The sequence below is a fragment of the Rhizobium sp. UGM030330-04 genome (genome assembly GCF_003208455.1).
Classification (GTDB): domain Bacteria; phylum Pseudomonadota; class Alphaproteobacteria; order Rhizobiales; family Rhizobiaceae; genus Agrobacterium; species Agrobacterium rhizogenes_A.
In genome coordinates, this window is the sequence record NZ_QKML01000012.1 from 71,876 (window position 1) to 92,006 (window position 20,131).

19 protein-coding genes are annotated in these 20,131 nt (G+C 59.5%); 3 read left to right on the forward strand and 16 right to left on the reverse strand.

Annotated elements, in window-relative coordinates:
* Positions 1 to 13: 13 nt before the first annotated feature.
* The 10 genes from N434_RS18395 to N434_RS18440 all read right to left on the reverse strand — a co-directional run bounded on the left by N434_RS18395 (position 14) and on the right by N434_RS18440 (position 10,331).
* The gene (locus tag N434_RS18395) at positions 14 to 262 is read right to left on the reverse strand and encodes a GlsB/YeaQ/YmgE family stress response membrane protein (RefSeq protein WP_065115534.1); all 249 of its coding nucleotides are present in this window, start codon (positions 260 to 262) and stop codon (positions 14 to 16) included.
* Between the two features lie 96 nt (positions 263 to 358).
* Positions 359 to 1,804: a dihydrolipoyl dehydrogenase gene (lpdA, locus tag N434_RS18400; protein ID WP_110759792.1), complete on the reverse strand. Its 1,446-nt coding sequence runs from the start codon at positions 1,802 to 1,804 to the stop codon at positions 359 to 361.
* 60 nt (positions 1,805 to 1,864) lie between these two features.
* Positions 1,865 to 2,509 (reverse strand): SGNH/GDSL hydrolase family protein, encoded by a 645-nt coding sequence (locus N434_RS18405; protein ID WP_110759793.1) that lies wholly within the window; start codon positions 2,507 to 2,509, stop codon positions 1,865 to 1,867.
* A 12-nt stretch (positions 2,510 to 2,521) separates the two neighbouring features.
* On the reverse strand, positions 2,522 to 3,898 hold the full coding sequence (locus tag N434_RS18410) for a pyruvate dehydrogenase complex dihydrolipoamide acetyltransferase (RefSeq protein WP_110759795.1): 1,377 nt from the start codon (positions 3,896 to 3,898) through the stop codon (positions 2,522 to 2,524).
* A 14-nt stretch (positions 3,899 to 3,912) separates the two neighbouring features.
* The gene (locus N434_RS18415) at positions 3,913 to 5,322 is read right to left on the reverse strand and encodes a pyruvate dehydrogenase complex E1 component subunit beta (protein ID WP_110759796.1); all 1,410 of its coding nucleotides are present in this window, start codon (positions 5,320 to 5,322) and stop codon (positions 3,913 to 3,915) included.
* Positions 5,323 to 5,339: 17 nt separating this feature from the next.
* A complete protein-coding gene (pdhA, locus tag N434_RS18420) occupies positions 5,340 to 6,383 on the reverse strand; it encodes a pyruvate dehydrogenase (acetyl-transferring) E1 component subunit alpha (RefSeq protein WP_065115529.1) in 1,044 nt (347 codons plus the stop codon).
* Between the two features lie 153 nt (positions 6,384 to 6,536).
* Positions 6,537 to 6,854, reverse strand: coding sequence for an FtsB family cell division protein (locus N434_RS18425; RefSeq protein WP_065115528.1), 318 nt, complete (start codon positions 6,852 to 6,854; stop codon positions 6,537 to 6,539).
* Between the two features lie 339 nt (positions 6,855 to 7,193).
* Positions 7,194 to 8,468, reverse strand: a complete 1,275-nt coding sequence (gene eno / locus N434_RS18430) for a phosphopyruvate hydratase (protein ID WP_065115527.1) — start codon at positions 8,466 to 8,468, stop codon at positions 7,194 to 7,196.
* Positions 8,469 to 8,604: 136 nt separating this feature from the next.
* The gene (gene kdsA / locus N434_RS18435; RefSeq protein ID WP_110759798.1) at positions 8,605 to 9,450 is read right to left on the reverse strand and encodes a 3-deoxy-8-phosphooctulonate synthase; all 846 of its coding nucleotides are present in this window, start codon (positions 9,448 to 9,450) and stop codon (positions 8,605 to 8,607) included.
* A complete protein-coding gene (locus N434_RS18440; RefSeq protein WP_110759800.1) occupies positions 9,450 to 10,331 on the reverse strand; it encodes a VOC family protein in 882 nt (293 codons plus the stop codon). The genes kdsA and N434_RS18440 overlap by 1 nt, the downstream gene beginning before the upstream one ends.
* Positions 10,332 to 10,543: 212 nt before the next feature.
* On the opposite strand from N434_RS18440, the gene lexA reads away from it, so the two are divergent.
* Together lexA and N434_RS18450 are read left to right on the forward strand one after the other, a co-directional pair.
* Complete coding sequence (gene lexA, locus N434_RS18445) at positions 10,544 to 11,266, forward strand: transcriptional repressor LexA (RefSeq protein ID WP_065115524.1); 723 nt, start codon at positions 10,544 to 10,546, stop codon at positions 11,264 to 11,266.
* Between the two features lie 421 nt (positions 11,267 to 11,687).
* Positions 11,688 to 12,365 carry a glutathione S-transferase family protein gene (locus N434_RS18450; RefSeq protein WP_110759802.1) on the forward strand — a complete coding sequence of 226 codons (678 nt, stop codon included), beginning with the start codon at positions 11,688 to 11,690 and terminating at the stop codon, positions 12,363 to 12,365.
* A 19-nt stretch (positions 12,366 to 12,384) separates the two neighbouring features.
* Here the strand turns inward: N434_RS18450 and N434_RS18455 are convergent, their stop codons facing one another.
* Positions 12,385 to 14,820, reverse strand: coding sequence for a ComEC/Rec2 family competence protein (locus tag N434_RS18455; RefSeq protein ID WP_110759886.1), 2,436 nt, complete (start codon positions 14,818 to 14,820; stop codon positions 12,385 to 12,387).
* Positions 14,821 to 15,127: 307 nt separating this feature from the next.
* Here N434_RS18455 and gltA point away from each other — a divergent pair, with 307 nt between their 5' ends.
* Complete coding sequence (gltA, locus tag N434_RS18460) at positions 15,128 to 16,417, forward strand: citrate synthase (protein WP_065115522.1); 1,290 nt, start codon at positions 15,128 to 15,130, stop codon at positions 16,415 to 16,417.
* Between the two features lie 76 nt (positions 16,418 to 16,493).
* Here the strand turns inward: gltA and N434_RS18465 are convergent, their stop codons facing one another.
* The 5 genes from N434_RS18465 to N434_RS18485 form a co-directional block, all read right to left on the reverse strand.
* Complete coding sequence (locus tag N434_RS18465) at positions 16,494 to 17,228, reverse strand: amino acid ABC transporter ATP-binding protein (RefSeq protein ID WP_035217484.1); 735 nt, start codon at positions 17,226 to 17,228, stop codon at positions 16,494 to 16,496.
* Positions 17,206 to 17,865 (reverse strand): amino acid ABC transporter permease, encoded by a 660-nt coding sequence (locus tag N434_RS18470; RefSeq protein WP_065115521.1) that lies wholly within the window; start codon positions 17,863 to 17,865, stop codon positions 17,206 to 17,208. Before N434_RS18470 ends, N434_RS18465 begins: the two co-directional genes overlap by 23 nt.
* Positions 17,862 to 18,533, reverse strand: a complete 672-nt coding sequence (locus N434_RS18475; RefSeq protein ID WP_110759803.1) for an amino acid ABC transporter permease — start codon at positions 18,531 to 18,533, stop codon at positions 17,862 to 17,864. Before N434_RS18475 ends, N434_RS18470 begins: the two co-directional genes overlap by 4 nt.
* 82 nt (positions 18,534 to 18,615) lie before the next feature.
* The gene (locus tag N434_RS18480) at positions 18,616 to 19,401 is read right to left on the reverse strand and encodes a transporter substrate-binding domain-containing protein (protein WP_110759805.1); all 786 of its coding nucleotides are present in this window, start codon (positions 19,399 to 19,401) and stop codon (positions 18,616 to 18,618) included.
* Positions 19,402 to 19,407: 6 nt separating this feature from the next.
* Positions 19,408 to 20,118: a GntR family transcriptional regulator gene (locus tag N434_RS18485; RefSeq protein WP_110759806.1), complete on the reverse strand. Its 711-nt coding sequence runs from the start codon at positions 20,116 to 20,118 to the stop codon at positions 19,408 to 19,410.
* Positions 20,119 to 20,131 lie beyond the last annotated feature (13 nt).

Here is a 20,131-nt window from a genome sequence, read left to right on the forward strand (position 1 = left end):
TCACGAAGCATTTTCAGCGCCGTACCAGCTTTGCCAGGAACAGCAAAAGGCTGGCACCGAGGAAAGACGTGACGAAATAACCGAGCCTGCTGTCCTGCACGAAGACATCAAGAGTGCGAAGGACGGCGACGGCGACAACCGAGCCGACAATGCCGAGAATGATGTTCATGAAGATGCCGAAGCGCATGTCCATGAGCTTGCCCGCAAGCCAGCCGGCGAGACCGCCGATGATGATTGCTGCAATCCAGCCTACACTTTCCATTCCCACGCTCCCTGAAGAACAGTTCCCTTGAGGAACCGGCGTTGAGACATATGGGACACCCGGCAAGGTTAAACAATGCCGGGCATCACGCGGCACTTATGCGTTCAGCACACGCCCATAGGCGTCGAGTACGCTTTCCTTCATCGATTCCGAAATGGTCGGATGCGGGAAGATCGTGTGCATCAAATCTTCCTCGGTCGTCTCGAGATTCATGGCGACGACGAAGCCCTGAATGAGTTCGGTGACTTCCGCACCCACCATATGCGCGCCGAGCAGCTCACCGGTCTTCTTGTCGAAGATGGTCTTGACCATGCCCTGATCTTCGCCGAGAGCGACCGCCTTGCCGTTTGCCGCAAAGGAGAAGCGGCCGACGCGGATGTCGCGGCCCTGTTCTTTGGCCTTGGCTTCGGTGAGGCCGACCGAGGCGACCTGCGGGTTGCAATAGGTGCAGCCGGGGATCTTGAGCTTGTCCATCGGGTGAACATTCGGCAGACCGGCGATCTTTTCGACGCAGATGACGGCCTCATGTTCGGCCTTGTGGGCGAGCAGCGGCGGGCCGGCGACATCGCCGATGGCGTAGATGCCAGGCACATTGGTCTTGCCGTAACCGTCGATGACGATGAAGCCGCGATCGGTCTTCACGCCAACGGCCTCAAGACCGATGCCTTCGACATTCGCCACGACGCCAACGGCGGAAATCATCCGGTCGGCGGTGATCTTCTCGGAAGAGCCGTCCTTCTTCTCCAGCGTCGCGGTGATGGAGTTCGCGCCCTTCTCGACCTTGGAAACCTTGGTCTCCAGATGAATCTTGATGCCCTGCTTTTCCAGCTGCTTCTTGGCGAAGGCGGAGATTTCCGCATCTTCGACCGGCATGACCTGGCTCATGATTTCGACGACGGTAACGTCAACGCCCATGGTGCGGTAGAAGCTGGCGAATTCGATGCCAATCGCGCCCGAACCCATGACGAGCAGCGACTTCGGCAGCTCTTCCGGCTTCATCGCCTCGAAATAGGTCCAGATCAGCTTGCCATCCGGCTCTATGCCGGGCAGTGCGCGCGGGCGGGCGCCTGTGGCGACGATGATGTGCTTGGCGGTATAAGTGCCCTCGCCCAGCGTGTTCTTCGGAACCGGACCCTGCGGCTGAACCACCGGCTTGGTGGATTTGCCAACGACGATCTCACCCGGCTTGGTGATTTTTGCTTCACCCCAGATGATATCGACCTTGTTCTTCTTGAACAGGAAACCGACGCCGTTATTCATGCGCGCGGCAATGCCGCGCGAGCGAGCGACGATTGCCTTCACGTCCGGCTTGATCGAACCTTCCAGCGTCAGGCCGTAATCCTTGGCATGAGTGGCGGTGTGCATGACATCGGCGGTGCGCAGCAGAGCCTTGGTGGGAATGCAGCCCCAGTTGGAGCAGATGCCGGCCAGATGCTCGCGCTCCACGACGGCAACCTTCATGCCGAGCTGGGCTGCGCGGATCGCGGCAATATAACCGCCCGGTCCCGAACCGATGATGATGACGTCATAAGATTGAGCCATTGGAAATCCTGCCTTGTCTTATTCGGATGACGGCAAACCGTTCCGAAACGAGAATGAGTGTCAAAGTCCGAGCATCATGCGGACAACGGGCTCCAGCCCGCGCCCGATGGCCCGCGTGTTTTCAGCATCGAGATGAACGCCGTCCACCGGCGTCGTGCGGGCGACGGAGCCGGCATCGAAAAATCCGCAATCGAGGTCGTCGGCCAAATCCCTGTAGACGGAAGCCAGCATCGCCGATTCATCGATCGCATCACGAAAGATCGCGCCCATGACGGGATTGGCCGTTTCGCATAATTGTGGCGGCGCGACGATTAGAACGTCAGGCGCTTCCCAGTCCGGTACTTGCCAGACGTGGTTGCGCGTGAGTTTCACCAGTCGCTCGACGCCCTTCATGGCGACAATGGCCGAACCATGGATCGCCGGTTTCATGTCGTTGGTGCCGAGCATGATGATGACCAGATCCAACGGCGCATGGCTATGCAGCAGCGTCGGCAGCAATCTGGCGCCATTACGGTCACAATCGGCGGTGTGGTCGTCATAGGCCGTGGTGCGACCGCCCAGCCCTTCGTGGATCACATGCACGTCAGGCCCGAGCGCCTTTTGCAAGACGCTCGGCCAAAGATCGTCATGGCTGTGCCGGCCACCCGTTTCCGCATTCGAGCCCCAGGTCAGGGAATCGCCAAAGCAGAGGACCGACTTCACCATGTCACTCTCCGATCAAACCAGCATGCCCATCGGGTTTTCGATGTAGCGCTTGAAGGCGCCGATCAGCTCGGCTCCGAGCGCGCCATCGACGCAGCGGTGGTCGGTGGAAAGCGTAACCGTCATGACGTTGGCGATCTTGATCTCGCCGTTCTTCACGACTGCCCGCTGTTCGCCCGCGCCGACCGCCAGAATGGTGGCATGCGGCGGGTTGATGACGGCGGAGAAGCTCTTGACGCCCATCATGCCCATATTGGACACGGCGGTCGTGCCGCCCTGATACTCCTCGGGCTTCAGCTTGCGCTCCTTGGCGCGCTTGCCGTAATCCTTCATCTCGTTGGAGATGGTGGAGAGCGACTTTTCTTCCGCCTTACGGATGATCGGCGTGATCAGGCCACCCGGAATGGAAACGGCAACGCCGACATCCGAATGCTTGTGCTTGACCATGGCGCTTTCCGTCCAGGAGACGTTGGCGTCAGGCACATCACGCAGCGCAAGAGCCAGCGCCTTGATGACCATGTCGTTGACCGAAAGCTTATAGGCCGGCTTGCCGTCCTTTTCGGGAGCAGCCGCATTGAGCTGAGCGCGCAGCGCCAGAAGCGTATCGAGCTCGCAATCCACGGAAACGTAGAAATGCGGAACCGTCTGCTTGGATTCGACCAGACGCTTGGCGATGACCTTGCGCATGCCGTCATGCGGCACAAGCTCGTAGGAGCCCTGTTCGAAGAGCTTGAGAACCGCTTCGTCGGAAGGGCCCTTGGCAAGCGCCGGAGCCGGTGCGCTAGCAGCTGCTGCTGCAGACGGTGCGGCCTTGGCACCGCCGGAAGCGGCAGCCTTTTCCACGTCGGTCTTGACGATACGGCCATGCGGGCCGGAACCGGAGACGGCCGAGAGGTCGAGACCGGCTTCCTTGGCGAGACGGCGAGCAAGCGGCGAAGCGAAGATGCGCTCGCCGGACGCCGACGCTGGAGCGCCATTGCCGACACGGTCGCCTCCAGCCGAAGCTGGACTTGCATTACCGACAAAACCGTTTCCAGCGACTGCCGGGGCAGCAGCTTCTACCTTGGCTTCCTGCTTGGGTGCCTCGGCCTTTGCTTCCGCCTTGGCAGGAGCGGCAGCGCCGCCCTTTGCCGCCTCGGCCACGTCCTCGCCTTCGGCGGCGAGGATGGCGATCAGGGCGTTGACCTTGACGGCTTCGGTGCCGGCCGGAACGACCAGCTTGGCAACCGTGCCTTCGTCCACGGCTTCCACTTCCATGGTCGCCTTGTCGGTCTCGATCTCGGCGATCACGTCACCGGGTGCGACCTTGTCGCCTTCCTTGACCAGCCACTTGGCCAGATTGCCCTCTTCCATCGTCGGAGAAAGGGCAGGCATGGTGATGTTTATCGGCATCGAAACGCCTCCCCTTACTTGTAGCAGACGGTTTTGACGGCCTGAACGACTTCATCGACGTTCGGCAAAGCCAGCTTTTCGAGGTTTGCCGCGTAAGGCATCGGAACATCCTTGCCGGCGATCGTCAGGATCGGCGCATCGAGATAATCGAAAGCGGCGCGCATCACCTGGTTGGCAATGAAGTCACCGACCGATGACTGCGGGAATCCTTCCTCCACCGTGACCAGACGGCCGGTCTTCTTGACCGATTCGATGACCGTGGGCAGATCCATCGGACGAATGGTGCGCAGGTCGATCAGTTCGACATCAATGCCAAGCTTTTCGAGTTCCGCAACCGCCTTGATCGCGTAGGTCATGCCGATGCCGAAGGAAACGATGGTCGCATCCTTGCCCTTGCGGTGAATGCGCGCCTTGCCGATCGGCAACACGAAATCATCGAGCTTCGGCACTTCGAAGCTCTGACCGTAGAGAATTTCATTCTCAAGGAAGATGACCGGGTTCGGATCGCGGATAGCTGCTTTCAGCAGACCCTTGGCGTCGGCTGCCGTGTAGGGCATGACGACCTTGAGGCCCGGAATATGGCTGTACCATGCGGCGTAACATTGCGAATGCTGTGCACCGACGCGGGCAGCAGCACCGGACGGACCACGGAACACCATCGGTGCACCCATTTGGCCACCCGACATATAAAGTGTCTTGGCCGCCGAGTTGACGATCTGGTCGATCGCCTGCATGGCGAAGTTGAAGGTCATGAATTCGACGATCGGCTTCAGGCCGGTCATCGCCGCACCGACGCCGATACCGGCAAAACCGTGCTCGGTGATCGGGGTGTCGATGACGCGGCGCTCGCCGAATTCCTGCAGCAGGCCTTGGGTGATTTTGTAGGCGCCCTGATATTCGGCGACTTCTTCACCCATGACGAAAACTTTTTCGTCGGCGCGCATTTCTTCGGCCATGGCGTCACGCAGCGCTTCACGCACCGTCGTCATCACCATTTCCGTGCCTTCCGGGACATCCGGGTCGGCTGCGACGTCGATCTTCGGGGCTGCCGGAACCTTGGCGGCTTCCTTGGCAGCGCTCGGCTCTTCGGCAGCTTCGCGAGTCTTGCCGCCGGCGGCATCAGAACCGGAATTTGCGGCTTCAGCCTTCGGCGCGGAAGCGGAAATGTCGTCGGCGCTTTCGCCTTCCTGAATGAGAACGGCAATCGGCGTATTGACCTTGACGCCTTCGGTGCCGGCATCGATCAGCAGCTTGCCGATGACGCCTTCATCCACGGCTTCCACTTCCATGGTCGCCTTGTCGGTTTCGATCTCGGCAATCACGTCGCCTGACGTGACCTTGTCGCCTTCCTTTTTAAGCCATTTGGAAAGCGTGCCTTCCTCCATGGTCGGGGAAAGGGCGGGCATAAGAATTTCTACAGGCATGGTTTTCCCTTTCCCGATCAGAGCAGAATGTCGGTGTAGAGCTCGGATGCATCCGGCTCGGGATCGTTCTGGGCGAAGTCGGCGCTGTCGGCGACGATATCACGGACATCCTTGTCGATGGCCTTCAATTCGTCTTCGCTTGCCCAGCCCTGCTCCAGAAGCCGTGCCTTGACCTGTTCGATCGGGTCATGTTCGGAGCGCATCTTCTGCACTTCGTCCTTGGAACGGTATTTCGCCGGGTCGGACATGGAGTGACCGCGATAACGGTAGGTCAGCATTTCCAGAATGATCGGACCCTTGCCGGAACGGCAATGTTCCAGCGCCTGATCGGCGGCGGCCTTGACGGCGCGCACATCCATACCATCCACCTGGATGCCGGGGATGCCGAAGGACTGGCCGCGCAGCGAGTAGTTCGACTGGGCGGTGGCGCGGGCGGTCGAGGTGCCCATCGCATAACGATTGTTTTCAACGATATAGATGATTGGCAGTTTCCAGAGAGCAGCCATGTTGAAGCTCTCGTAGACCTGGCCCTGGTTGGCGGCGCCGTCACCGAAATAGGTCACGGAGACATTGTCGTTGCCGCGATAGCGGTTGGCGAAGGCAAGACCGGTGCCGAGTGAGACCTGCGCACCGACGATGCCGTGGCCGCCGTAGAAATGTTTCTCCTTGGAGAACATGTGCATCGAGCCGCCCTTGCCCTTCGACAGACCGCCCTTGCGGCCGGTCAGTTCGGCCATGACGCCGCGGGCGCTCATGCCGAGTGCGAGCATATGGCCGTGGTCGCGGTAAGCGGTGATGACCTGATCACCTTCCTTCTGCGACATCTGCATGCCGACGACGACAGCTTCCTGACCGATATAGAGGTGACAGAAACCACCGATGAAGCCCATGCCATAAAGCTGGCCGGCCTTTTCTTCGAAACGGCGGATCAGAAGCATTTCACGATAAGCGTGAAGCTCTTCTTCCTTCGAGAAGTCCGGGCTGTTCTTGCCGGTGAATTCGGTTGCGGACTTTGCCGTTGTCTTGCGGCCGGATACGGTCGCTGGTTTTCGCGGCGCCATTCATCCCTCCCTGAGTTGCCGTTTGAATGGATAGAGTGGCGCGTACCATATGCAAGAAAATGCCATGCAGCAATGCTTTAAACGCATGGCACATATTCACGCTAAGATGCTGTGAATAAATCACAAATGTTAAATTAACCTGATTTCGGTTAATTAGAAATATGTGTTCATGATGACGATTTCGTCCGTACGCGACATATTCAGCTGGTAACGGGAAATCTCATCGATCATGTCCCGCTCCAGCGAACCGTCACTCAACAATTCCACCTGCCGTTCCAGTGCCGTGCGCGCCTGCGTCAGCTTTGCAAGCTCCGCAGTGCGGGCAAGACGCTGCCGCTCCAGCCGCTCCGTCGCCTGAAGGCCGAAGTCGCCATGGATGGAATGATACCCGAAATAGGAAAGAAAAGCGATCGTGATGGCCGGAACGATCAAACGGCCGAATCGTCTCTTTTTATGATGTCTGGTCCACATGCCGCAGAGAAGCCTTAAAACGCATAACGTGAGTCTGAAGACTAAGCCGGATTGTTTAACTATCCGTTGACCTTAAATTCCAATCGGCAAATGGGCATGAAAAAGCCCGCCGGGAGGCGGGCTTAGAACGGTGACGACGCCAGAAGAAACCTCGTCATGCCGGACTTGATCCGGCATCCAGCCACGGCGCGTCTGCGCCGTGAAAGAGTCTCCCGCGATCAAGGACTTGATCACGCTGGACCCCGGATCAAGTCCGGGGTGACGGAGTGCGGATGATACCGCTCACCCCTGAAATGAGCCCGCCAAAGCGGCGGGCTGCATCGTAAAACCAGACGCGAATTATCCGCGCAGAATGGAACGGCCAGCGTAGGCAGCCTGCGGACCCAGCATTTCCTCGATGCGGATCAGCTGGTTGTATTTCGCGAGCCGGTCGGAACGGGCGAGCGAACCGGTCTTGATCTGACCGCAGTTCGTGGCAACCGCGAGGTCGGCGATGGTGGAATCTTCCGTTTCGCCCGAACGGTGCGACATGACGGCGGTGTAGCCGGCCTTGTGCGCCGTTTCGACTGCGTCCAGCGTTTCAGAAAGCGAACCGATCTGGTTGACCTTGACGAGGATGGAGTTTGCGACACCCATCTTGATACCATCGCGAAGGCGAGCGGAGTTGGTGACGAAGAGGTCGTCGCCGACCAGCTGGCACTTATTGCCGATCAGATCGGTGAGCGCCTTCCAGCCGTCCCAGTCGTCTTCAGCCATGCCGTCTTCGATGGAGATGATCGGGTACTTGGCAACGAGCTCCGCGAGGTATTCAGCCATTGCGCCGGATTCCAGCGTACGGCCTTCACCTTCGAGAACGTATTTGCCGTTCTTGAAGAATTCGGTCGATGCACAGTCGAGGCCGACATACATGTCCTCGCCCGGACGATAGCCAGCCTTTTCGATCGACTTCATGATGAAATCGAGCGCTGCCGGCGCGCTTTCGAGACCCGGTGCGAAACCGCCCTCATCACCGACATTGGTGTTGTGGCCCTGAGCGGACAGTTCTTTCTTCAGCGTATGGAACACTTCAGAACCCATGCGCACGGCTTCGCGGATGTTCTCCGCGCCGACCGGCAGGATCATGAATTCCTGAAAGTCGATCGGGTTGTCGGCATGGGCGCCGCCATTGATGATGTTCATCATCGGAACCGGCAGCAGATGCGCGTTCGGGCCGCCGACATAACGGTAAAGCGGCAGGCCGGAAGCTTCAGCCGCAGCCTTGGCGACGGCAAGCGATACACCGAGAATGGCGTTGGCGCCAATACGCGACTTGTTCGGCGTACCGTCAAGCGCGATCATCGTCTGGTCGATCTGGATCTGGTTCTCGGCATCGAAACCGCCGATGGCGTCGAAGATTTCCGTATTGACGGCTTCGACTGCCTTTTCCACGCCCTTGCCGAGATAACGCTTGCCGCCATCGCGCAGCTCAACCGCTTCATGCGCACCGGTGGAGGCGCCCGAAGGAACGGCGGCGCGGCCCATGGAGCCGTCTTCGAGATAAACATCGACTTCAACGGTCGGGTTGCCGCGGCTGTCGAGGATTTCGCGCGCGATGATATCGGTAATGGCAGTCATGGTCTCTCCCTTGGGAATGGAACAGATATTTTCCGTCGCCTGTCTTAGACGATGGCGAAGAAATTACAATGACGGCGGGCGGCAGAAACGGAGCGCCCGCCATTTAAAATCGATTGGCACGAACCGCGCCGGTTCTTCAGGCTTTGGTGATGGTGTCGAAGGCCAGGAGCTTTTCGAGCAGTTTCGGCATGTCCTTCAGGTGAACCATGTTGGGACCGTCGGAAGGCGCATTGTCCGGGTCCTCATGGGTCTCGATGAAGAGGCCGGCCACGCCGACGGCCACGGCCGCGCGCGCCAGCGTCTCGACGAATTCGCGCTGGCCACCGGTGGAACCGCCCTGCCCGCCCGGCTGCTGCACGGAATGGGTGGCGTCGAAGACAACGGGCGCACCCAGCGAGGCCATGATCGGCAGCGAGCGCATGTCGGAGACCAGCGTATTATAACCGAAGGAGGCGCCGCGCTCGCACAGAAGCACATTCGGATTACCGCTGTCGTTCAGCTTGGCCAGAACATTCTTCATGTCCCAGGGGGCCAGAAACTGACCCTTCTTGACATTGATGACGCGGCCGGTTTTCGCGGCGGCAACGAGAAGATCGGTCTGACGGCTGAGAAAGGCCGGGATCTGCAGCACATCCACCACTTCGGAAACGATGGCGCATTGCTCTTCGGTGTGAATGTCGGTCAGGACAGGAAAACCGAACTCCTTCTTGAGATCGGCGAAGACCTGCATGGCGTTCTCAAGGCCGATGCCGCGCTTGCCGGAAAGCGAGGTACGGTTCGCCTTGTCGAAGGAGGATTTATAGACAAGCCCGATTCCAAGTTTGTCACAAAGCTCCTTCAGGACGCCGGCGATCATGAATGCATGTTCGCGGCTTTCCATCTGGCACGGGCCGGCAATCAGCGAAAAGCGCTCGCTGTTGGAGAAAGAAACTTTGCTGGCGCCGTCGCCGGCGGTGACTTTGAGATTGTTCGTAACGCTCATTATTTTTCCTCGAAGGCGAAGGCAACGCCCTGGCCGGGTGCTGCGGGCACCACCAGACGGCCGCCCGTTTCCATGCAGAACACGCCATTAGCAGCAAGCGCCGCCGCTGTCACGGCAAGATCGCCGACGGAAAGGACGATGCCCGCGCCGCGCAGTCCAGCATCACCCTGCCCGGCAACATTCAGCGCATATCCATTGAAGACTGGCTTCTCAGTCAATCTTATGCACGCATTGCCGGTTGCGAAAACCACATCACCGTCCGGTGATATTTTGCCGCCGCAGCCAAAAACCGTCTCTATCAGGCGTGCGGCATTCGGATCATCACCGACAAACAAGACGATCTCGCTGAGACCGGACACACCATTGGCATGGCGCTCCAGCGCCGAGCGGTCGCCCGGCAAGGCCTGCAGCCGCTGGCAGCTGAACAGGAAGAAATCCTCAGCGGAACCGCTCGCAGCAAAAGCCAGCCGGAAGGCTGCCTCGCTCTGCGAACCGTCCGGCATTTTGACCGGACGCGAAAATTCAAAGACATTACCGGCCGTCAGGCCGGAGGCCACGAATCGGTCGTGATCCCCAAGGGCGTCTTCGGTTGCAGCGACGAGAGCGGAAAAACCCTCCCCTCCGACGTGTTTCCGAAAGGCATGATCCCGCCCGGTGAAGACATCTCCTCTGCCAATCGAGGCGTTATATTTAGCCGGGTCAGCAATTGCGAGCGGCTCCAGATAGGTGCCGTCGGAGAAAAAAACACAGGCATTGTGTGTGCCGAACGGATGGAGAGCCGCCGGCGCGACCGTAAACCCAAGGTTTGCAAGGCGATTGGCGGCGACGTCGAGACGCTCGACGGGCAGTACGAGATGGTCGACGCGATAGGGTTTCGTCATTTTCCTGCTTCCTGCTGTCGGGTCCGGCAAGGCGACACCGGAACAGTCCCAGCGGCAGAAAAGCACAATTGCGTGCTTTCAGGCAAATCATCAAAACAACAGATGGCAGCTTCACGAAATTTTAGGGGATTGCGGAACACATATGGAACATATAGTGTTCGTTCTGTATTTGTTTCGCGATCTCCACTACGATTCTCAAGGGTGTTTTCCTCATGCTCACGCGCAAACAGCAGGAATTGCTTCTCTTCATTCATGAACGAATGAAAGAGTCCGGCGTGCCGCCCTCCTTCGATGAAATGAAGGACGCACTCGATCTTGCCTCCAAATCCGGCATCCACCGGCTGATCACCGCCCTCGAAGAGCGCGGATTCATTCGCCGGCTACCGAATAGGGCGCGAGCGCTGGAAGTGATCAAGTTGCCTGAGGCCTATACGCCGGGTGCGCGGCCGCAGCGCGGCTTTTCACCGAGCGTCATCGAAGGCAGTCTCGGCAAGCCAAAAGCGCCGGAACCGGCCCCTGCCCCCAAGGCGCCCGCCAACGATCTCGGCGGCGCCGTTACCGTGCCGGTCATGGGCCGTATTGCCGCCGGCGTTCCGATTTCCGCCATCCAGAACAATACCCATGATGTGGCCGTACCGGTGGACATGCTGGGCTCGGGCGAACATTACGCTCTCGAGGTCAAGGGCGATTCGATGATCGAGGCCGGCATTTTCGATGGTGACACCGTCATCATCCGCAATGGCAATACCGCCAGCCCCGGCGATATTGTCGTGGCGCTGGTGGATGACGAGGAAGCGACGCTGAAGCGCTTCCGCCGCAAGGGCGCCTCCATCGCGCTGGAAGCGGCCAATCCTGCCTATGAGACCCGCATATTCGGGCCGGACCGGGTGAAAATTCAGGGCAAACTGGTCGGACTGATCCGCCGTTACCATTGATCCGTACAGGCCGCCATCTTCTCGGGGCGAACATCGCCCTGGTGAAGAGACATCCATTGAGGATGGCGGCAATTTCGCTCGTTGGCTGACTATGCGGAAACCGGGCTGACACATTCATCCCGGGAGCAGTTTCATTCCGTACCGCTGAGCATCGGTTGCGGTCTTCATATGATATTGCGGCTTCGATTTTAGCCCGGCCTGTTGCGTTCCGTGCGTCATCCGCATGGAATTTCGGTAACGCTGCGAGGTATCCGGCCTGCGTGATGGGCTTGACGCCCATCCGTCACTTGAATGCTGACATTGATCGTTGAGCAGCCCGCCGCCACTCATCAAAGGCGTTTATGGGTGCCATGGATTATTTTCGATATTCCGCAGCGCTCCGACAGGTATAGAAATGCGCGTCATATCCGGGAGACAAGCCATGTATGATCTTTATATCGCCAACAAGAACTATTCCTCATGGTCGCTGCGGCCGTGGGTCCTGATGCGCACGCTCGGTATCGCCTTCGATGAGAAACTCGTTCCGTTCGGCGAAGGCGTCGCCTTTTCCAACTTTTCGCCGACGGGCAAGGTGCCCTGCCTTGTCGACGAGGGAGTGACGATATGGGAATCGCTGTCGATCGCCGAATATCTGGCGGAAAGACATCAGGGTATCTGGGCGAGCGACAAGCAGGCCCGGGCATGGTCGCGTTCGGCTGCGAGCGAAATGCATGCCGGCTTTTCCTCGCTGCGCAATCTCTATCCGATGTCGGTCGGCATTCGGGTCAAGCCGAAAGGCGGCGATGCCGGGCTTGCGGCCGATATCAAGCGCATCGATACGCTGTGGAGCGAAGGGCTGACAAAATTCGGCGGCCCCTACCTTGCCGGTCAGAAATTCACGGCGGTGGACGCTTTCTTTTGCCCTGTCGCATTCCGTTTCCAGACCTACGGTGCCGATCTTTCACCGGGCGCGAAAACCTATTGCGACCGGCTGCTCGCCCTGCCCGCCATGCGCGAATGGTATGAGGCCGGATTGAAGGAAATCTGGCGCGATACGGCGCATGAAGAGGAGATCGGCGGTATTGGCGAGTTGACTGCCGATCTTCGCCTGAAGGCCTGAGGACCTGTGCTGGCGATGGTCACTGCGACGTCGCCAGCAACTGCCGGACCTTTTCGGGTACATCGTGCTCGAAACGGCCGCTCTTCCAGTCATAATAGCGGTGTTCGCTCCACGGCCTGTCCGCCCCTGCGATGGCTGCGCGCAGCCTTCCGACCACCGCGGACTGCTCGCTGCCCGCAAAGTTCATTTCCACCGAACCGATACGCCGCAGAATATCACGGTTGAGCAGCAACGCTCCCGAGCGGCACTGCGAAAACGAGGTTCTGCGGGAAACAACGACTATATCGGCGATGTCGCAGGCTTTTCCGGCAAACCGGCCGTCCTCAAGAACGACGATCCATTCGCCGCTGCCCGCCCGCGCCACGCACCATATGCCTCTCATGCAGGTGAAGACACCCGGCTCGGCATCTTTCAGGGCCGCCGTCATCTGCCGTGCAACGGTGCTCAGCTCCTGCGAGGTCAGTTTCGGCCTTGCAGCGAAAGCCACACGGGTCGGTGCCGTCCCGGTTTTGACGATGGCCGGCGGCACGGGCTGTTCCGGTAAGAGCAATGCTCTTTGCCACTGGCCATAAACGAAACCCTGCGGCCGTGTCTTTGTTGTATAGACCTTGCCATCCTCCAGCAGCGCGACCAGTTCACCGTCCTCGTGAATGAGCAGGTCCGGCGCATCGCGATAGGCCATGGTCGCCGATAGCCCGAAAGCGACGAGCAGAACCGGGATGCCAAGCAGGGCCAGCCGGCTGCGCAGCAATGTCAGCAGCAGGAAACCGGAGGAAGCAAGACCGATGAACCAGCCATGCGGCCGACCTGTCGCAGCGCTGCCACCCCAGGACGCGACCTCCCCCGCAACCTCGATGACAAGCGCCATGCCATATCCCATAACCTTCAGGAACGGGGCATCGAGCCCGAAAGGCATCAGCAGCATGGCGACGAGACCGAAAGGCATGACGACCAGCGACATCAGCGGCATGGCGGCCAGATTGGCGAACAGTCCATAGGTGGTGACACGGTGGAAATGTTCGGCCGAATAGATCGCTGTCGAAAGCCCGCCAATCAGCGATGTGACGATGACGCCACCGATGATGGCCCCTGCCGTTTCCCCTGCCCTCATCCATGCCGGTCTGCGACCGATCGACAGCCGCTCGTGATCGCTGCGCCGGAGGCTCCACCAGGCATAGGCGGATACCAGCGCGATGGTCGCGGCAAAGGACATCTGAAAACTCGGCCCCATGATTTCCGAAGGTGAAAGCGCAAGAATGACCAAGGCGGAAAGCGCGACATTCCGGAGGCTGAGCGAGGGTTGATCGAAAAGGACAGCGATCAGCATCACCGACATCATCAGCCAGGCGCGTTCGGCAGAGACGGCAAAACCGGAAATCAGATAATAGGCGAGCGTCATCAGGAGAGCGGCGAAAGCCGAAATCTTCTTCACGGGCCAGCGCTGCGCAAAGGCGGGAAACAGGCTGAAACCCAGCCGAAGGCCGACGAAGAAGATGCCGGCGGCCAGCGCCATGTTGAGCCCGGATATGGCGACGATATGCGCAAGGCCGGAAAGCCTCAGCGCTTCCATGGTTCCGGCCGATATGGCCTGTCTCTCATCGGTGACTATGGAGGCGGCAAAAGCGCCGGCATCGCCGCCAATCGTGCCGCGGATGCGTTCGGCAATGGCGCTGCGAAGGCCATAAAGGCGCATATCGGCCCATTCGAGCAAACCTGTCGCAGCCGCAACATCACTTTTCGGTGACATTATCATCCGGGGCGGCTTGTAGAAAAATCCCGTCGCGCCCACGCCTTTGAAGTAGGAGGCGAAAGCGAAATCATTCAGCCCCGGCAGGGCCGGACCGGAGGGCGGCGAAAGCCGCGCCTTGCCGCGAATGGTGGCGCCAAGTGCGACCGGCTCACCGCCGCCGCGCGCAAGCAGCGATACCCTTTCCGGCGGGCGTGACAGTTTCGGCGCCTCCGTCGCGACAAGTCTCACCATATATCGCCAGTCGCCACGCGCATCGACCTCCCGGCGTGTCACCGTGCCGGTGATGGTGGTGGTAACGGGTGTATCCAGCACCACGGTGCCGGCACGCCTCGTTTCGAGATCGGCCAGAAGCATGCCGAGCAACAGAAAAGCGACGATGCTGCAACTCGCCGCCGACAGGCCGGTATCGTATCGACGAAAAAGTGCCAGACCGGCGGCAAGCAGGAATGCGATTGCCAGAACGGACGAAGATGGCGTGACATCCAGAGAAAACCACAGGATCGCGCCACAGCCGATCATGACGGGAATGAACAGGAAACCATGGCCGAATGCCCGCTCCTCGGCGAGACAGGCGGCGAGTTTTTCGACGATGGCGGCCTTCAGCCCGCGCCGGGAAACAGGAGCCGGCAGATCGTAGGCAGCGACATCGCCGGTGCGACAAACGGGAAACAGGATTTCATGCGTGCCGGGCAAGGTGCCCCGCATCGTTTCGGCATATCCGAAATGCTGTTTTTCCCCTTGATCAAGCAATCCGCGCTGCGCCCCTGCCGCACCGGAAACAGGTTTGCAGGCAGGCGCGGAGGATTGCAATCCCTTCCTTTAACGGTGCGTTGACCGAGATTGAATTGCCGTGGCCGATAAAGCCGCGGGCAGCGTAATTGCGTTTGCCGCAATGCACAATTTGACCTTCGAATAGCTTGGCATCGGCGCAAGGATCATATAGCTAATCGGTAGACGCTTAACCGCGGGGCGTGTCTCAACGCCCCCACCCGCATGTTTTCGGAGGATCAGTATGACGGAAAAAAGCGCTACAGTGACACTTGGCGATAAACAGGTCGAACTCCCGGTCAGGGAAGGCACGATCGGGCCGAGCGTCGTCGATATCGGCACGCTGTACAAACACACGGGCTCCTTCACCTACGACCCGGGTTTCACGTCGACGGCCTCCTGCGAATCCAAGATCACCTATATTGACGGTGACGAAGGCGTTCTTTTGCATCGCGGCTTCCCGATCGAGCAGCTTGCCGAACAGGGCGACTTCCTTGAAACCTGCTACCTGCTGCTTTACGGCGAACTGCCGACGGCCGCGCAGAAGAAGGATTTCGACACCCGCGTCACGCGCCACACCATGGTGCATGAGCAGATGAGCCGCTTCTTCACCGGCTATCGCCGCGATGCGCATCCGATGGCCGTCATGTGCGGCACGGTCGGCGCTCTCTCGGCCTTCTATCACGACTCGACCGACATCACCGATCCGCACCAGCGCATGGTCGCTTCGCTGCGCATGATCGCCAAGATGCCGACGATCGCCGCCATGGCCTATAAGTACCATATCGGCCAGCCCTTCGTTTACCCGAAGAACGATCTCGATTACGCCTCCAACTTCCTGCACATGTGCTTTGCCGTGCCGTGCGAGGAATACAAGGTCGATCCGGTTCTGGCCCGCGCCATGGACCGCATCTTCATCCTGCATGCCGATCACGAGCAGAACGCCTCCACCTCCACGGTGCGTCTTGCCGGCTCCTCGGGTGCGAACCCGTTCGCCTGTATCGCGGCTGGCATCGCCTGCCTCTGGGGCCCGGCTCACGGCGGTGCCAACGAAGCGGCGCTCAACATGCTCAACGAAATCGGCACGGTTGACCGCATTCCGGAATATATCGCCCGCGCCAAGGACAAGAACGACCCGTTCCGCCTGATGGGCTTTGGCCACCGCGTCTACAAGAACTACGACCCGCGCGCCAAGATCATGCAGAAGACGATGTACGAAGTGCTGGAAGCCACCGGCAACTCCGACGATCCGATCATGCAGGTCGCGCTGGAACTGGAAAAGATCGCCCTTTCCGACCCCTACTTCGTCGAGAAGAAGCTTTACCCGAATGTCGACTTCTATTCGGGCATCACGCTGAAGGCGCTCGGCTTCCCCACGACCATGTTCACCGTTCTCTTCGCTCTCGCCCGCACCGTCGGCTGGATCGCCCAGTGGAACGAAATGATCGAAGATCCGCAGCAGCGCATCGGCCGTCCGCGCCAGCTCTACACGGGCGCCGGCAAGCGCGACTACGTTCCGGTTTCCAAGCGCTAAGCCGCGAAACCCTCTAAGATCAAAGGCCGGCAGGTTTTCACCCGCCGGCCTTTTTTGTTGAACATCCGAATGGTTCTCAGTGGCGCGCCGCAACGCCCAGGAACTGCTTGAGTTCGGGTGTTGCGGGATTGGAGAATACCTCTTCCGGCGGTCCGATTTCATGCACCCTGCCCTCGTGCATGAAGACGACGCGAGAGCAGACGTCGCGCGCAAATTTCATTTCATGCGTCACCATCAGGAGCGTCATGCCCTCGGCGGCGAGTTCGCGCACCACGGCCAGCACTTCCGCAACCAGTTCGGGATCGAGCGCCGAGGTGATTTCGTCGCAGAGCAGCGCGATCGGCTGCATGGCGAGCGCGCGGGCAATGGCGACGCGCTGCTGCTGGCCGCCCGACAATTCATCGGGATAGGCATCGAATTTATGCGCCAGCCCGACCCGTTCCAGCATCTTGCGGGCAACGGCTTCCGCTTCCGGTTTCGGCGTCTTCTTCACCACGGTCTGCGACAGCATGACGTTGCCGCCGACGGTCTGGTGCGGGAAGAGGTTGAACTGCTGGAAGATCATGCCGACCTTCAGTCGCAGGGCTTTCAGATGCAGATCGTCTTCGAGAAGCTGCGCGCCGGCGACCGATATGGAACCGGCCGAAATCGTCTCCAGCCCGTTGATGCAGCGAAGCAAGGTCGACTTGCCCGATCCGCTCTTGCCGATGATGGCGATGACCTCACCAGGCTCCACATCGAGATTAATGCCCTTCAGAACCTCGTTACTGCCATAGCTTTTACGGACTTCAGTGATTTCGATGAGCGACATTGAGCTTCCTTTCGAGGATCTGGCTGCTCTTCGACAGAGGCCAGCACAGCGCGAAATAGATGAGGGCGACGAGGCCATAAACGGTGAAGGGCTGGAAGGTGGCGTTGGTGACCACCGTGCCGGCCTTGGACAGTTCCACGAAACCGATGATCGAAGTCACGGCCGTTCCCTTGATGACCTGCACGAAGAAACCGACGGTCGGCGGAATGGCGACCCGCATGGCCTGCGGCAGGATGACATAACGCATCTGCTGCAGGCGGCCCATGGCAAGGCTTGCCGATGCCTCCCATTGGCCTTTCGCGACGGATTCGACGCAGCCGCGCCAGATTTCAGTCAGGAAGGCTGCCGCCCACAATATCAGCGTCAGGCCCGCAGCCAGCCAGGCCGGCACGTCGATGCCCAACAGGCCAAGGCCGAAAAAGGCGATGAAGAGCTGCATCAAAAGCGGCGTGCCCTGAAAAAGCTCGACATAATAACGCGCGAAAGCCCGCATCGATTTTTTCCGGGAAATGCGCATGAACAGCAGAAGCAGCGCCACCATGCCGCCGCCCGCAAAGGATACGAGCGAGAGCAGCACGGTCCAGCGCGTGGCGAGCAGCAGGTTTCTGAGAATATCCCAGGTGGAGAATTCGATCATCGGACACTCCGGCGTGGAAAGATGAGATTACCGCCCATGACAAGCACCTGCCGCAGAAGAATGGCCAGCACGAGATAAATGACGGTGGAGACCATATAAGCTTCGAAGGCGCGGAAGGTGCGCGACTGGATGAAATTGGCCGCGAAGGTCAAATCCTCGGCGGCGATCTGCGAGACAACCGACGAGCCGAGCATGACGATCACCACCTGCGATGAAAGAGCGGGCCAGATGCGTTGCAGTGAAGGCACCAGCACTACATGCCGGAAGGTTTCGAAACGCGTCATGGCAAGGCTTGCCCCCGCTTCGAACTGCCCCTTCGGCGTTGCCTGAATACCGGCGCGGATGATTTCGCAGCTATAGGCGCCGAGATTGACCACCATGGCGATGTTGGCGGCGCTTAGTTCCGACAATTGCAGGCCAAGCGACGGCAGGCCGAAAAAGATAAAAAACAATTGTATGAGGAATGGCGTATTGCGAATGAGCTCCACATAGGTCGCGACCGGCGGCCGCAGCCATTTGGGCCCGAGCGCGCGCACCCAGGCGCAGACGATGCCGAGGGCGATGCCGAGAACGCCGCCGATGGCAATCAATTCCAGCGTAACGGCGATGCCTTTGGCAATCTGCGGATAATAGTCGAGAAGCCATCCAAAATCGAATGTGTATTTCACCCGATGCTTCCTTTCGGCGAGGACAAACCATGCGCCGGTCCCACCTCAAGGCGAGGCCGACGCATGCATTTTGCCGGGTTGCTCAGAGATCCTTGGGCAGGTCGGTTTTCAGCCATTTCTGCGCGATCGTGTTCAACGAACCATCGGTCTTTGCGGTGGCGATGATGGCGTTGACCTTTTCAAGCAGCGCCGGCTGTTCCTTGTTCAGGCCGATATAGCAGGGCGAATTCTTGATCAGGAACTTAAGCTCGGGACGCTTTGGCGGGTTCTTGGCGAGAATGGCGGCGGCTACGACATTGCCCGTGGCGACGGCTTCCACCTGGCCGGCGAGGAAGGCGGAGATCGTGCCGTTATTGTCCTCGTAGCGCTTGATGGTCGTATCGGCAGGCGCCACCTTCGTCAGCTCCAGATCCTCGACAGCGCCACGGGTGACACCGACGGTCTTGCCGGACAAATCTTCCGCCTTGGTGACGGCAACCGAATCCGGAGCGAACACGCCGTTGAAGAAGGGCGCATAGGCGGTGGAGAAGTCGATGACCTTTTCACGGTCCGGGTTCTTGCCGAGACTTGAAATGACGAGGTCGACCTTGTTGGTCTGCAGATAGGGAACGCGGTTGGCGCTGGTCACCGGCACGAGTTCAACCTTCACGCCGAGTTTTTCGCCGATCAGATTGGCGACGTCGATATCATAACCCTGCGGAGCCATATCCGTGCCGACGCTGCCGAAGGGCGGGAAATCCTGCGGGACGGCAACGCGGATCGTGCCACGTGAGGTGATATCACCGAGCGCATCCGCAAAGGCTGCGGGCGAAAAACCGAGCGTTGCGGAAATCGCGGCGATGGCAAGCAATGAACGTCTGGAAATCATTGGGAATTACTCCTTGGGGCTTGAGGAAAGAGGCTGAAGTGAAAGGGAATTGCGAAGCTCGTAGAGCGGATCCGGCCTGCGGGTGAGATCGAGACCGGTTTCGACTTCATCGAGATGGCGGATGGCGAGTTCGGCGGCGCCATGAAAATCGGCAGCCTTGATCGCGTCAAAGATACGGCAATGCCCATCATGCGATTGCTGCGCATGGAAATCGGACTGATAGAGCATGGAGATGAGGATGGTTCTCGCTGTCAGGTCGCGCAGCGTTTCGACGATGATGTCGTTGCCGGCGATTTCCGCGATGCGGATGTGGAAATCGCCCATCAGGCAGGTCAGGCGCTGGCGGTCGCCTTTGGCAATCGCCGCCTTCTCCTCATCGAGATGATCGGCGAGGATGGCGATGCCTTCCTGGCTGACGCCGGAAAGATTGCGCAAGAGCCCATATTCTATGATGCGACGCGCCTCATAGACCTTGATGGATTCTTCGGCGGAAGGCTCCACCACGAACCAGCCCCGGCGCGGGCTGACGGTGACGATGCCGCGCGTCTCCAGCCGCATCATCGCCTCGCGGATGCGCGTGCGCGACACACTGAAAAGGCTGGCCAGCTGGTTTTCGCTGAGGCGGGTTCCCGGGCGGATGCGCGCGGATAAAATGCCGGAGATGATGGCGTCTTCTACCGCGCTCTGGGCGCTTTCGGATGTATGGCTATCTTGCATACAAGATTGAAAG